Source organism: Ectopseudomonas khazarica (assembly GCF_004521985.1).
Lineage (GTDB): Bacteria > Pseudomonadota > Gammaproteobacteria > Pseudomonadales > Pseudomonadaceae > Aquipseudomonas > Aquipseudomonas khazarica.
The window spans coordinates 1-13,710 of the sequence record NZ_SBHZ01000016.1; the positions used below are offsets into that span (position 1 = coordinate 1).

The window sequence follows — 13,710 nt, forward strand, 5'->3', positions numbered from 1 at the left end:
AGATGCGCGTGTTCCAGGAGGAGATCTTCGGCCCGGTGATCGGCGTGACCACCTTCAAGGACGAGGCCGAGGCGCTGGCCATCGCCAACGACACCGAGTTCGGCCTGGGCGCCGGCGTGTGGAGCCGCGACATGAACGTCGCCTACCGCATGGGCCGCGCGATCAAGGCGGGTCGCGTATGGACCAACTGCTACCACCTGTACCCGGCGCATGCTGCCTTCGGCGGCTACAAGAAGTCCGGGGTCGGGCGTGAGACCCACAAGATGATGCTCGATCACTACCAGCAGACCAAGAACCTGCTGGTCAGCTACGACATCAATCCGCTGGGGTTCTTCTGAACCAGCAACGGCTCTCCCAGACTAGCCACTCGGCCCTGGCTCGTTGCGCGAAGAGACCAAATTCCGCCCAGGGCACACTGCTCTGGGCGGAGCAGGCTCAGAGCTTGCCCTCCGAACCGCTGTAGCGGGTGCCCTGAACATTGCCATCCGCATCTGAGAGGCAGGACCAGTGAGCGTCTGCCCCCGGAACCCTGACCATCACCCCGATGCCCGCTTCGGCACTCATGACATCGATGACCGACAACGAGCTCTGGGCCACCCCCGTGGTTTTCGCAACAGCCGCCAGACACGCCTGCTCGGCCTTGCTTGGCTCCTTGTTGGGAACCACGCTGGACGATGCCGAGGCATCCTGACAGACACCATGAACGCCGTGTTTCGCTGTATAGGAAACACTCATACTCTGATCCGGGTTCTGCATGAGCGAGATGGTGACGCCGTCATGTGAGGCCTCGTGATAGCTGTCGCTGAATTTCTTCAGCTTGGCTTCCTTGCCATTCACATAGACGGGGCCACCTTGATCGGCATGCACCTCGATCGAACCGGGGCAGCTGTAGTTCAACAGAGGGATTCCGGCTTGCGCCATGCCGGAAGCAAGCAGTGCGATACTCGAGACAAGATGAATGTTCATGGGATTGGCGTCGTCCTCGGCAGGGATTGGAGCAATTGAAATCCAGCCTCTCCAAACGTCGGAAATCATTCTCGAGCCAGGCTGGATCCACCCTCAGGAATCTAGCATGGAATCGATCCAGCCCGACGCCAGCCGGCAAATGGCGAGCTGCGGCAGCGGCCGGACCGTTCTGCGCAACCCCGTGTGCAGCCCTACGTTCAACGTCCGTAAGTGGCCGTCACGCTCGCACTGGCCAGCTTGTTGAAATGCACGAGGAAGCCGATCAGCGCCGGCGAGGCGTTCGCCAATGGCGGCTCCAGCTTTTCCACCTTCAACGCATGCACGGTGAACACATAGCGGTGCGGTTTGTCCCCCTGCGGCGGGCAGGCGCCGCCAAAACCGGCCGAGCCGTAGTCGCTGACGCCCTCTACCGCCCCCTCCGGCAGCGCTTGGCCAGCCTTCTGGCCAACGCCCTCAGGCAGCGACGAGGTGCTTGCCGGCAGGTCATAGAGGACCCAATGCCACCAGCCCGACCCTGTGGGTGCATCCGGGTCGTAAGCGGTGACCACGAAGCTCTTCGTCCCGGCTGGCGCGCCACTCCAGGACAACGCCGGCGAAAGATTGTCGCCACTGCAGCCGAAGCCGCTGTATACGTGCCGTTCGGACAGGGTTCCCCCATCCGCGAACGACGAACTGGTCAGCGTGAAGTCTGCAGCCCTGACCAATGCAGGCAGGCAGACGAAAGCAAGAGCGACAGCGATCACAGGGCGCATCGGAGAGATTCCTTGACAGTATTCGACGGCGGCAATGATCCCGCCGCGTAACCTGCCCCGCTACGCCAAACGCTCCAGATGCGCGCCATTCTGCGCCAAGCGTTGGCGCATCACCGAGGGCGCGAATCCCCAGCGCGCCTGGAAGGCCGCGCTGAAGCGGCTGTGTGACTCCCAACCACAATGCAGGGCGATGTCGTTGATGGAGCGCTGGGTGCTCTGCAGCAGGACCAGAGCGGTTTCCAGGCGCACCTCGCGGACCAGCCCGGCGAGGGTGAATCCCGACCCGGCGAGGCGTCGGCGCAGCGTCGAGGCGCTGGTATGGAAAACCTCGGCGAGACGTTCGATTCTCCAGTCCTCTTCAGGCCGCAGAGCGATGAGCCGGCGGATACGCTCCGCCCAGGAAATCTGCTCGACGGGCTTGAGACGCACGCCACGCTCACCCAGGACAAGCAACAGTTCGATCACCCGGTGGCGCTGCAGCAAAGGAGAAACCGTCGCCGCCTCCAGGGCCAGCGCAGTGCGCTCGATGACCTCGCTCAGTTCACCGTCGAGGTCCATGGTCCTGGCTGCGGACAGCTCGTCCCGCACCGGCGGCAGGATGGCCGCAACCGCCCTGACAGGTTCGTCGGAAAAGGCCAAGGCCAGCGCCTCGTAGCACGACTCGTCAGCGGGATCATTGAGCACGTCCCACTGGGTTCCCCGTGCCAGCACCACCACTTCGTTCTTCGATACGCTGAGGGTCCCGGTTGGTGCGATGAGCGCCTTGCGACCACGGCGCACCAGCACCAGGAGGTCCTCGCGGATCGACAGGGTTCTCACACGATGCCTGGCGCTGCTGGCAATGCGAATGACCTGAGCCGGCGCGGAAGCGATATCAGTAACGGGAGTGGACACTAGGGACAGTTCCTTTTCGGTTGGTTTCGCCACCATTGGCTGTCGCAGCCGCGCAGTGCCTCGGAAGGCAGTGGTCACATGCACATCACGCAGGGCGGGCGGCACCGGGCTTCGTCTGAAGGGCTGTTCGCGCTGCCAATCTACTGGGTGTGCCGTCGGAAAGCCAAGCCAGGGCACTTGCCCACTCTGGCAACGGCCCGCTCTGGCTAGGTTCTGTCATCGGCGGCAAGCTCCGTGGCGATCGCCTCGATCAGCGCGCGTACGCGGCGCGGCTGGCTGCGCGTCCCCGGGTAGACGATCTGCAGGGCCGTACGTGCCGCACTGTATGGCGCCAGGACTTCGATCAGTCGTCCGCCATCAAGGTCGGCCTGCACGTCCCATACCGATTTCAGGCACAGACCATGGCCCTGCAGCGCCCAGCGCCTGACCAGTTCGCCATGGTTGGCCATGCGCCGGCTGCGGACGGCGACCGAGTAGGGCTTGCCGTCGACGAGAAACGACCACTGGTGATCACTGTTGATGCCGAAACGCATGACGATGCAGTCATGCCCGTGCAGTTCATCGGGGTGCAATGGCACACCCATGCGCTCGAGGTAGCCGGGCGCGGCGCATACGACGCGCCGGTTCTCGCCGATGGGTTTGACCTTCAGGCTGCTGTCAGCCAGCGTGCCGTAGCGCACGGCAAAATCGAGGCCCTGGCTGACCAGGTCGACGAAGCCGTCGGTGAGGTTGAGCTCGACGCTGACCTCGCGGTGCTGGTCGAGAAAGCGGTCGACAATCGGCACGATGCGCGCCTGCCCCAGATCGACCGGAGCACTCAAGCGCACCGGCCCACTCAGGCTCTGCGCACCAAGACGCACCCGGCTGTCCAGTTCCTCCGCTTCGGCCAGCAGGCGGCGGGCGCCCTCGGCCAGCGTCCGGCCTTCGTCCGTCAGACTGATCGAGCGCGTGGTGCGGGTCAGCAACGCCACACCATAGTGCGACTCCAGTGCGGCCAGCCGTTCGGACACCGAGGCGGGCGAGAGCCCCAGCTCACGCCCGGCGGCAGAAAGCCCGCCCTTCTCGATGATCAGCAGGAACAGCTCCAGGTGGTTGAGCATCATTCGTAATATCCGAAATATCTTTTCGATTCTTGCTGGATTTTAAGCCTGCAGCGCAAAGCATAAGGTACCCCCATCGTTCATCGAGGGGGAAGCACCGTGAACTTCACCGAGCAAAGCACCAGCGTCATCGTCGGCGGCCATACGGGTATCGGTCGGGCACTTGCGGATGCACTCCGCGAGCGCCCGGGTCGGGTGCTGGTGGCCAGCCGCCGCAGCGGCCTGGATGTCACCGACCCGAGCGCCGTGGAGCGCTACTTCGAGGCCATCGGCACTATCGACCACCTGATCTTCACCGCCGGCTCACAAGCGCCGGGCGGGCAACTGCTCGACATGGACCTGAGCACGGCGAGGGCCGCCTTCGACACCAAGTTCTGGGGCAGCCTGGCCGTGGCCAAGGTAGGCGCACGGTACCTGCGCGCCGGTGGCAGCCTGACGCTGACGAGCGGCTTCCTGGCACGCCGCGCCGTGCCCGGCACCTTCGTCAAGACGGCGATGAACGCAGCGCTCGAAGCCGTCGCCAAGGTGCTGGCACGTGAACTGGCGCCATTGCGGGTGAACGTCGTCAGCCCCGGCCTGACCGACAGCGAAGCCTATGCCGGCATGGCAGAGGACGCACGCCTGGCCATGCTGCAACGCGCCGCCAACAACCTGCCGGTCGGCCGCGTCGGCAGGCCGCAAGACCTGGCCCAGGGCTACCTGCTGGCCATCGACAACCCCTTCATGACAGGTGCGGTCATCGATATCGATGGCGGCGCACTCATCAACTGATCCCACGGAGAAACGTCCATGTCCGACTCTCGCAAACTCTTCGACCCGGTCCGCGTTGGCAACCTGGAACTGGCCAACCGCCTGGTTATGGCACCGATGACACGCGCGCGCAGCACGCAGCCCGGTGACGTACCCAACGCCCTCAATGCCAGCTACTACGCGCAGCGTGCCAGCGCCGGGCTGATCGTCTCGGAGGCCACGCAGATCTCGCCACAGGGCAAGGGCTACTCGTTCACCCCCGGCATCCACAGTGCCGAGCAGGTGGAAGGCTGGCGCCTGGTGACCCGTGCCGTGCACCAGGCCGGGGGGCGCATCTACCTGCAGCTCTGGCACGTCGGGCGCATGTCGCACCCGGACTTCCATGACGGGCAGCTTCCGGTCGCGCCCTCGTCCGTCGCCTTCGACGGCGCGATCTGGAAAGTCGACCCGGTCACCGGCGAGGGCGGCATGCACCCCTGCCCCATCCCGCGAGCACTCGAGCGCGAGGAAATACAGGCAATCGTCGAGGACTACCGCGTCGCCGCCAGGCACGCCATTGCCGCCGGTTTCGACGGTGTCGAGGTACACGCGGCCAATGGCTACCTGATCGACCAGTTCCTGCGCACCACCTCTAACCTGCGCAGCGACGAATACGGCGGCTCGCGGGAAAATCGCCTGCGCTTTCTGCGTCAGGTGATCGACGCCGTGGCCGACGAAGTCGGCGCCGCGCGCACCGCCATTCGCCTGGCTCCGTTCCTCACCGCGCGTGGCATGGCCTGCCCGGACATCCTGCCGACCATCCTCGATGCGGCCAGCTACCTGGACGCCAGGCAGATCGCCTACCTGCATCTGGTCGAGGCCGACTGGGACGACGCCCCCGAATTCACCGAAGCGTTTCGCCAGGACATCCGCCAGCGTTTCCGCGGCCCGATCATCGTCGCCGGCAAATACGATCAGGCACGCGCCGAGTGGGTGCTGGGCAAGGGCTATGCCGATCTGGTGGCCTTCGGCCGCCCGTTCATCGCCAACCCCGACCTGCCCCGCCGCTATGCCGAGAACCTGCCGCTGGCCGACTTCGAGCCGAGCAGCCTGTTCGGCGGCGATGCGCGCGGCTACAGCGACTATCCCGCGTCGCCGGTCCAGGAGCAGGCGCTGTGAGCCCGCAGGCCCACGACCAGGGCGTCGGCCTGCCGGCGGGCAACCTGCTGGGGCTCGATCACTTCACCCTGCGTACCAGCCGCCTGGAGCAGACGGTCGAGTTCTTCACCCGGGTGATCGGCTTGAGCGACGGTCCGCGACCGGCGTTTCGCTTCCCCGGACGCTGGCTGTACGTCGGCGCCCATCCGGTGCTGCATCTCGTCGCCGTGACCGCCGACGACCGCCAGCTGCACGCCTACCTGGGCGAGCAGGAGGGTGCCGACGGCAGTGGCTGCGTCGACCACATCTCGCTGCGCGGCACGCACCTGGCCGAGACGCAGCAGCACCTGCTCAGTCTCGGCCAGACGTTTCGCGAGCGCATCGTGCCGCAGATCGGCGAGCACCAGCTGTTTCTCGAGGACCCCAACGGCGTGACCATCGAGCTGATCTTTCCCTACCGCCCGGAGAACGCCGTGCTGGGCGAAGCCATGCCGCGACCGGACATCGGCTGATGTGATGAGCCGCCGTGGCGGCAAGGAGCACCTTGAATGATCCACCTGGGCATCACCGACCTGACCTTCCACCACGCCACCGGCGCCGTGGTCGCTGCGCTGCTCGAACACCTGGGGTACTCGGTGCGCTGCAGCCATGCGCCGCACGAGGAAAACTTCGAACGCCTGCGCCAGGGCCGGATCGACATGCTGGCCTCGGCCTGGCTGCCGTCCAGCCACGGCCTGTACCTTGAGCAGGTGCAGCAGAGCGTGGCCACCCGCGAGCTGGGCCTGCACTACCAGCCCTATGCCCTGTGGGGCGTGCCGGACTACGTGCCGCAGAGCGAGGTCGCCGAGATCGCGGACCTGCTGCGCCCGGCCGTGCGCGCACGAATGACGCCGGTGATCCAGGGCATCGGCCCTGGCGCCGGGATCACCCGTTTCTCGCAACAGATGATGCAGGCCTATGGCCTGACCGACGCGGGTTACCGCTTCCTCACCGGCACGCAGGCGCAATGCATCGAGGCCATCGAGAGCGCCATCGCCGAACGCCGCTGGGCGGTGGTGCCGCTGTGGCAACCACAGTTTCTGCATGCACAGCATCGCCTGCGCGAACTGCATGAGCCGCTGGGCCTGCTCGGCGGCATCGACCGCGCGGTGCTGCTGGCCCGAGAGGACCGTCTGCAGCACTTCAGCCCGCAGCACCTGCAGGTGCTGGACAACATCCGCCTGAGCAATGCCCAGGTCGCGGAGCTCGACTTCGCCATCAACCGTGGTGGCCTGCAGCCGCAAGCCGCCGCGCAGGCCTGGCTGGCCGCCAACCCACGCACATTCGGCCAATGGCTGGAGCCGATCGACGGCTGAGCCGTCCCATCAGAGGAACGCCCCATGCACGACACGCCCGAAACACGCCTGGCCACACTCGGCCTGCAACTGCCCGAGCCCGCGCCGGCGCTCGGCAACTACCTGCCCTGGTGCATCGCCGGCGATACCTTCATGACCTCGGGGCAGTTTCCCTGGTTCGCCGGCGGCGTCAGGTATCGCGGCCAGCTGGGCCGCGACCTGGACCTCGAACAGGGTTACGCAGCCTGCTCGCTGGCAGCGCTCAACGCCATCGCGCAGCTCAAGCAGGCGCTCGGCGAACTGTCGCGGGTGCGCCAGATCGTGCGCCTCGAAGGGGTGCTGAACGTAGCCGAGGGAGAGACCGAACACCCCAAGGCGCTGGATGGCGCCTCCGACCTGATCACCCGCGTATTCGACCGCCAGGGACAGCACACCCGGATGATCTGGACCAATCCGGTGATGCCGATGGACAGCGTGTGCATGGTCTATCTGTTCGCCAGGGTCGAGCCGCACTGACCCGTTCCACCTCTGACGCCGCCTCAGCATCTGACCGAGGCGCCTGCCAGGCCTGCTCCCCCGCTCGGGAGCAGGCAACGCTCCCCCCTATCGACTGGCGCCAAGAGCCCGGGCAAACCGGGCGGCCAGCCACAGCGAAGTCCGGCTGATCCAGCGCAGTCGCCTGCTCATGAGGGAAAGGTTCAGACGCCAGGACGCTGGCCGCACCTGCGGCAGCGCGCTAGTCGAGACTCCACGGGCCTATCGTCACCCCGATGCCGTCATCACCGCAGTCGAGCGGGAATTGCTCGCCGCGCCGCAGGAAGTTCTGCTGCTCTCGCCGGCAGCGCTCGGCATCTCGTTTCACCATCTGTTCAAGACCGCTATTGCCCGTCATCAGCTGATGGCGCGCATCAGGCTCCTTGACGGTAATCCAGGGTTGGGGGTCCCTGATGTTGAACTTCTCCGCAGGCGGATCAGCCTGCACTGACGTTTCGCCCTCGACAGCAGGCAGCTCCTCAGGCTTCACACTGTAACGGCTGAAGATCGAGTCATCGGGCAAATCAGTGGCCAGCGCATTACCCGCCAGCAGCAACAGGACACTTCCCCAGGAACGACAATTCATCACACACCTCACAACAACTTCTATCCATTCATCACTCAGCTTCGAGTGAGCGTAATCAGGCACCGCCCTCACCCCCTCCAGGTCGATTCATGCAACGCCGGCAATGCACGAATCAACCTCAGGGCCGAATCAGCTCCGCCCGCTGCTGCGCCCAGGGCGCCGGTGCAGAGACAGACCGAGTGTTATCGCCGCCATGAGCATGCAATACACCGCTACCGGCCACGCGCTAGCAGCTGGCGTCAGCAAGATGATCAGCGTGCCAATCCCACCCAGCAGCACACCGCCCAGGCAGAAGTAAACCGCTGTGGCAGTGCCGGCGATATGATCGAGCCCACGCAAAGCACCATTGGGGCCGACAGAAACCGCCGCAGAGATTCCCACGCCTATGAGCCACATCGGGCCAATGAAGCCCATGACCGACTCCCGGATCAGTGATTCTCCAGCAACCAGCAGCAGGGCACCAGCGATGAGACAGCCCATCCCCGCGCGAAGAATGACGATTTCCCCGACACGCCGCACCAGCCGCCCGATCACCTGAGCCGCGATCATCATCACGATTGCGACCGTGCCGAACACCAGGCTGAACTCGAACGCAGACAGCTGCTGTCGCTCCATCATCACCCAGGGGGCGACCGAGAAGAAGACGAAGAAACTGCCCATCCCGGCACTGTAGCCGAGGGTATAAAGCCAGAACCCGAAGGACTTCAGAGGCACGAACAGCTGCCGCCAACTCAGGCTGCCCGTTCTGGCTCGCCGGGTCTCGGGCCAGAGCAGCCAGGCTGAAACGACCGCCCCGAGCATGGCGACAGCGAGCACCAGGAAGATCGCCCGCCACCCCAGCCATGCCGCGACCGAAGTCCCCAGCAATGGTCCCAGCGCGGGCACCATCGCCAGCATGGAGCCCAGCAAGCCATAGATGACGCTGCCCTCGGGACGCTTGGCATAGACGTCGCGCACGGTGGCAAATACCGCGACCAGACAAGCCGATGCCCCGGCCGCCTGGAGCGTACGTAGCGCCAGGAATGCCGCAGGCGACGAGGCCAGGGCGAGCCCGACCGAGGCCAGGAAGTAGGTCATGCCACCGAGCAACAGCACGGGGCGTCTGCCGAAATGGTCGGACAGCGGCCCGACTATCAACTGGCCCGCCCCCAGCACGACCAGGTAGACCGTCAGGGTCAACTGAATGGTACTGGCGCTGGCATTCAGCGCCTGGGCCATCGAGGGGATAACGGGCAGATACATGTCCATCCCCAGCGACGCGATCAGGTCGAAGGGGGACAACAGAAGCAGCGTGACGGCGAGCGAGTATCGCCAGGTAAGATCTTTTGAGTGCACGAAGCCATCTCCTTGAGCGAGAGGTTTGGCTGCGGTCTCATCATGTAAAGAAGCCAGAAGAGCGCCGCAACAACCGGAAAGAAAGGTTGCTGCGGCTTACTTGACGGCTTGCTTGGCGGTTCTCATTGGCGTTCATTCCCGATGCGATGGGCTAGCGTATCACCGCCCAATCGAGCGGTGAAGCACGAGCCGCAGCGCTCGGCAGCCCCCATCGAGCTCGAGTTGAACGGCTCAGACCACTGGCGGAATCCTGGGTGTGAGCAACCCCGCGGTTTCACCGCCATCGATGGTGAGCGAGGTGCCATTGACATAACTGGACGCGGGAGAAAGCAGCCAGACGATCGCGTTGGCCACCTCGTCAGGCCGGGCCAGTCTGGCGGCAGGAATGCGCGCGCTCAACGCCGCCACCTTGCCGGCATCCGCGACGACACCACTCATCATGCGCGTGGCAATCTGCCCTGGACACACCGCGTTGAAGCGCACCTGCGCGCCATACTCCAGGGCCAGTGCCTGGGTCAGGCCCAACAACGCCGCCTTGCTTGCACAGTATGTGGCGAGCCCCTGCTCCCCCGTCTTGCCGGCGATCGACGAGACGTTCACGACCGCCCCGCCGCCCTTCTGCAGGCCGGGCAGCGCATGCTTGATGAAGAAGAAGGCGGAGCGCGTGTTGACTGCGAACATGGCGTCCCACTCTTGCTGCGTGGTTTCGTGAAATGCCTTGCGCCCTGCCATGCCTGCATTGTTGACCAGCCCGCTGAGTGCTCCATCACCAAGCTCCAGCGCCTTGGCCACGACCGCCGCGCAGTCTTCCTCGTTGCGCACGTCGCCAGGGACGAACGTGCTCGCTGGCAGGCGCTCTTGCAATGCCGCCCCGGCCTCTGCGTCGCGGCCGCTGAACACCACCTTGCAACCCTGACCGGCCAGCAACTCGACGGTCGCGGCGCCGATGCCATGGGTGCCACCTGTGACGATATACATAATCATGATTTCCGTTGGTTGTTGCGCTGGGCGCGCAAGGTGAGGAAGGTCGTGCTCAGAAGGCCGGCAATACCGACGACGAGCAAGAAGGTCGACATGGCCAGAATCGACGGATCGATGGTGTCGCGGATGCCGTCGAACATCTGCCGGGGCAAGGTCCGCTGACTTGGCCCGCCGATGAACAGCGTTACCACGATTTCATCGAACGAGGTCATGAAGGCGAACAGTGCGCCGGACACGATGCCGGGCGCGATGATCGGAACGGCGATGCCCACGAACGCGCGCGCAGGGCTCGCGCCGGCCATGGCCGCGGCTTTCAGCAATGTCATGTCGAACCCCTGGAGGCTGGCCGCCACGCTGATCAGCACGAACGGGGTGGCCAGCACGGTATGCGCGAGAATCAGCCCCGTCATCGTTCCCGTCAGGCCCAGCTGGCCGAACAGAAAGTACATGCCCAGCCCGGAAATGACCGGCGGGAAGATCATGGGCGAGATCAGCAGGCCGAGCAGACCGCCCGGCACAGGCAGGTTGCGTCTGGCAAAGGCCAGCGCGGCCAGGGTCCCCAGTACCGTGGCCAGGGCGGTCGAGGTCGCCCCGACTACGAGACTGTTGCTCAGCGCACTCATCCATGGGCCACTGGTGAAGACGCGCTCGTACCATTGTAGGGAAAACCCTGGCAACGGGTACGACAGAAATGAGCCGCTGCTGAACGAGATCGGCACGACCGCCAGCAAGGGGCCGATCATGAACAGGCTCATCAGCAGACCGAACGACAGATGCGCTTTGCGCATGATCGAAGCAAGCAAAAAATGACGCATGGCAATGGCTCCCCTAACGCAATCCGGCGATCTGACGGATGCCCACCAGGCGCGCCGCCAACAGATAGATGACCATGACGCACAGAATCAGCACCAGTCCGAGCGCCGAGGCCATGCCCCAGTTGACGGTCGTGTTGGTGTAGAAGGCAATGAAGTAACCAAGCATCTGCTCACGGGCGCTGCCCACCAGCGTGGGGGTCACGTAGTAACCCGCGGCCACGATGAAGGTCAGCAAGGTGCCGGAGCCAATGCCGGTGAGGGTCATCGGCAGATAGACATGGATGAACCCGCGCAACGGGTGCGCACCCAGCGATGCCGAGGCCCGCATGAAGTGCGGCGGGATGCTCTTCATGACGCTGTACAGCGGCAGCACACTGAATGGCAGCAGGATATGGACCATGACGATGTACACCCCTGGCAGGTTGAAGATCATCGCGATGGGCTGATCGATCAGTCCCGCGTGCAGGAGCAAGGTGTTGACGATGCCCTTTTGCTGCAGCACCACGATCCAGGACGTTGTCCTGGCGAGCAGTGACGTCCAGAACGGCAGCATCACGGCGAGGAGCAGCAGGATCTGCATCGGACGGGGCGCGCTGACCATCAGGGCGGCGAAGGGAAAACCCAGCACCAGGCAGAGCAAGGACACCACCAGGGCGATTTTCAGCGTCTTCAGGATCAGGCTGACGTACACACGCTGATTCTCGTCAGCCAGTGCGACGCCCTCAGCGGTCTGCTTGAGGTCGACGGCCGCCAGCAGGTAGTAGGGTGTGTATGCCGGTGAGGCACGCTGGAAGTCGCTCCAGAACTTCGCGGAAATCCAGCGCGGATCGATAGCCGCCAAGCGTGCCTGTGCACTGCTCGCTGTCGAGGAAGGGTCTCTCTTGTAGTGACGCGCAGTCTTCATGACCAGCGCACGATAGCCACTGCTCTCGTAGTTCAGGCGTCGCGCCGCTTCGCCGATGACGGCAATGCTCGGTGCCTGGAGAAAATCCTGCTCGAGGGCGATGAAAACCCCTTCCGCAGGAACGGCGTGCGGCGTCACGCTCTTCTGTTCCTCCAGCGCCGCCAGCGTGCGGGGGAACGCCTGAATCACTTCCGGGTTGCTGACGGCCCGGTACAGCATCATGCCAATCGGCAGCGCGAAGAAAACGGCGGTGTAGGCCAGCAGCGGCAGCACCAGCAAGACGGAGAAAACCTGCTTGCGTCGACTGGAACGCTGATGCGCGTCTACCAGCGCGACAGCTTCTGCCGGCGCTGCAGCGGTCGAGGATATGGACATAGTCAAACTTACCTTGCGCGAATGCGTCTGAGCGGTGCCATCGCCGTGACGGCCGATGGCACGTTCGTCAAGCCAGGGTTACTGCGCGACCCAGCGGGTGAAGCGAGCCATCAGGTCTTCTTCGTAGTTGACCCAGAACGGGGTATCCAGCAACAAGGCGTCCTTCATGTTGGCCGGTGCGTTGGGCAGCGTCTGCACGGTTCTGGCATCCAGCGCGGCACTGGCCTTGCTGTTGACGATTCCATAGGGAATGGCATGGGCAAAGTCCTCCTGGGCCTGGCGGCTGAGGATGAAATCGAGAAGCCGGTAACTCTGCTCCAGGTTCGGCGTGCCCTTGATGATCGTCCAGTAGTCCATGCTGTAGAGCTGCTGCTGCCAGATCAGCGGAAACTGACTGCCCTGCTGATTGGCGATGGCGATCCGCCCGTTGTAGGCCGCCGTCATGGCCAGATCACCGGCAGCCATCCACTCCAGAGGCTGCGCGCCGGTTTCCCACCATTGAATGTAGGGTTTGATCTCGTCCAGCTTGGCGAACGCACGATCCTGGCCTTGCTGGGTGGCCAGCACCTTGTAGACGTCCTGCGGCGCCACGCCGTCCGCCATCAAGGCAATTTCCAGGGTCATGCGTGCCTGTTTGCGCAAGCCGCGCTTGCCTGGCCACTTCTGCACATTCCAGAAATCCGCCCAGCTTTTCGGGCCGTCAGCAGCGAACTTCTTCTGGTCATAGGTCATCACCTCGGACCAGACGAAAGCGCCGACACCGCAGGTCGAGAACGCTTCGGGGTCTACCTCGGGCGCATTCTTGAGTCGCTTGAGATCGAGTTCCTCGAGCAGTCCCTGCTCACAGGCCAGCTCCATCTCGTTCTGGTCCATCTGTACCAGATCCCAGGTGGGGTTCCCGGACTCGACCATGGCCTTCTGTTTGGCCAAGCCGCCGCCGTAGGTGTCCTGGACGATCGGCAGGCCGCTTTGCGCGGTGAAAGGTTTGAAGTAGGCCTTGTCGAAAGCCTCCTGCGTGACGCCCCCGAAACCGACGGCCGTGAGGTCGCGAGCTTGAGCGATGGTACTGATTGCACTCACGAAAAGGACAGTGACGAACTGTTTCTTCAACGATGACATGATGCTGTTCTCCTGCGGAGCTAGAGCGGGTTGTGCCAACAAGGCGGAAATTGGGCAGGAGATGTGCTCAGGTCGAGCGATCAAAACTGGACATGCGATAACCCTCTTGTTGTTGTAGGTGGGTGGTG

General features: G+C 64.2%; 15 protein-coding genes and 1 pseudogene. 6 read left to right on the top strand and 10 right to left on the bottom strand.

The window, feature by feature from the left end; genetic code table 11:
• Positions 1 to 338, top strand: a 338-nt coding sequence (locus tag EPK82_RS19200) for an aldehyde dehydrogenase family protein (protein WP_134677689.1), incomplete at its 5' end; no start/stop codon positions are given.
• A 349-nt stretch (positions 339 to 687) separates the two neighbouring features.
• On the opposite strand, the pseudogene EPK82_RS24955 reads toward EPK82_RS19200, so the two are convergent.
• The 4 genes and pseudogenes from EPK82_RS24955 to EPK82_RS19220 form a co-directional block, all read right to left on the bottom strand.
• Positions 688 to 966 (bottom strand): annotated as a pseudogene (locus tag EPK82_RS24955) (hypothetical protein); the annotation flags it as partial.
• Positions 967 to 1,163: 197 nt separating this feature from the next.
• Positions 1,164 to 1,718 (bottom strand): YbhB/YbcL family Raf kinase inhibitor-like protein, encoded by a 555-nt coding sequence (locus EPK82_RS19210; RefSeq protein ID WP_134677691.1) that lies wholly within the window; start codon positions 1,716 to 1,718, stop codon positions 1,164 to 1,166.
• 60 nt (positions 1,719 to 1,778) lie between these two features.
• Positions 1,779 to 2,612: a helix-turn-helix transcriptional regulator gene (locus EPK82_RS19215; RefSeq protein ID WP_167494380.1), complete on the bottom strand. Its 834-nt coding sequence runs from the start codon at positions 2,610 to 2,612 to the stop codon at positions 1,779 to 1,781.
• A gap of 206 nt (positions 2,613 to 2,818) precedes the next feature.
• Positions 2,819 to 3,715 (bottom strand): LysR family transcriptional regulator, encoded by an 897-nt coding sequence (locus tag EPK82_RS19220; RefSeq protein WP_134677693.1) that lies wholly within the window; start codon positions 3,713 to 3,715, stop codon positions 2,819 to 2,821.
• A gap of 96 nt (positions 3,716 to 3,811) precedes the next feature.
• Between EPK82_RS19220 and EPK82_RS19225 the strand changes: the two genes are divergently transcribed.
• Genes EPK82_RS19225 through EPK82_RS19245 form a run of 5 tightly spaced genes read left to right on the top strand, consistent with a single transcriptional unit; the run spans position 3,812 to position 7,449 of the window.
• Complete coding sequence (locus EPK82_RS19225) at positions 3,812 to 4,483, top strand: SDR family oxidoreductase (protein WP_134677694.1); 672 nt, start codon at positions 3,812 to 3,814, stop codon at positions 4,481 to 4,483.
• An 18-nt stretch (positions 4,484 to 4,501) separates the two neighbouring features.
• A complete protein-coding gene (locus EPK82_RS19230) occupies positions 4,502 to 5,620 on the top strand; it encodes an alkene reductase (protein ID WP_134677695.1) in 1,119 nt (372 codons plus the stop codon).
• A complete protein-coding gene (locus tag EPK82_RS19235; protein ID WP_208651164.1) occupies positions 5,617 to 6,111 on the top strand; it encodes a VOC family protein in 495 nt (164 codons plus the stop codon). The genes EPK82_RS19230 and EPK82_RS19235 overlap by 4 nt, the downstream gene beginning before the upstream one ends.
• 36 nt (positions 6,112 to 6,147) lie before the next feature.
• Positions 6,148 to 6,954 carry a glycine betaine ABC transporter substrate-binding protein gene (locus tag EPK82_RS19240; protein ID WP_134677696.1) on the top strand — a complete coding sequence of 269 codons (807 nt, stop codon included), beginning with the start codon at positions 6,148 to 6,150 and terminating at the stop codon, positions 6,952 to 6,954.
• Positions 6,955 to 6,978: 24 nt separating this feature from the next.
• On the top strand, positions 6,979 to 7,449 hold the full coding sequence (locus EPK82_RS19245) for an Atu1372/SO_1960 family protein (protein ID WP_134677697.1): 471 nt from the start codon (positions 6,979 to 6,981) through the stop codon (positions 7,447 to 7,449).
• 220 nt (positions 7,450 to 7,669) lie between these two features.
• Here EPK82_RS19245 and EPK82_RS19250 read toward each other — a convergent pair whose 3' ends face one another.
• The 6 genes from EPK82_RS19250 to EPK82_RS19275 all read right to left on the bottom strand — a co-directional run bounded on the left by EPK82_RS19250 (position 7,670) and on the right by EPK82_RS19275 (position 13,543).
• On the bottom strand, positions 7,670 to 8,053 hold the full coding sequence (locus EPK82_RS19250) for a hypothetical protein (RefSeq protein WP_134677698.1): 384 nt from the start codon (positions 8,051 to 8,053) through the stop codon (positions 7,670 to 7,672).
• Positions 8,054 to 8,182: 129 nt separating this feature from the next.
• Entirely contained in the window at positions 8,183 to 9,388 is a 1,206-nt protein-coding gene (gene cml, locus EPK82_RS19255) for a CmlA/FloR family chloramphenicol efflux MFS transporter (RefSeq protein WP_134677699.1), read from the bottom strand.
• A 231-nt stretch (positions 9,389 to 9,619) separates the two neighbouring features.
• Positions 9,620 to 10,366: an SDR family NAD(P)-dependent oxidoreductase gene (locus tag EPK82_RS19260; RefSeq protein ID WP_134677700.1), complete on the bottom strand. Its 747-nt coding sequence runs from the start codon at positions 10,364 to 10,366 to the stop codon at positions 9,620 to 9,622.
• A gap of 2 nt (positions 10,367 to 10,368) precedes the next feature.
• Positions 10,369 to 11,184: an ABC transporter permease gene (locus EPK82_RS19265; RefSeq protein ID WP_134677701.1), complete on the bottom strand. Its 816-nt coding sequence runs from the start codon at positions 11,182 to 11,184 to the stop codon at positions 10,369 to 10,371.
• Between the two features lie 13 nt (positions 11,185 to 11,197).
• Positions 11,198 to 12,463 (bottom strand): ABC transporter permease, encoded by a 1,266-nt coding sequence (locus EPK82_RS19270; RefSeq protein WP_134677702.1) that lies wholly within the window; start codon positions 12,461 to 12,463, stop codon positions 11,198 to 11,200.
• 78 nt (positions 12,464 to 12,541) lie between these two features.
• Complete coding sequence (locus EPK82_RS19275; RefSeq protein ID WP_244230049.1) at positions 12,542 to 13,543, bottom strand: ABC transporter substrate-binding protein; 1,002 nt, start codon at positions 13,541 to 13,543, stop codon at positions 12,542 to 12,544.
• Positions 13,544 to 13,710 lie beyond the last annotated feature (167 nt).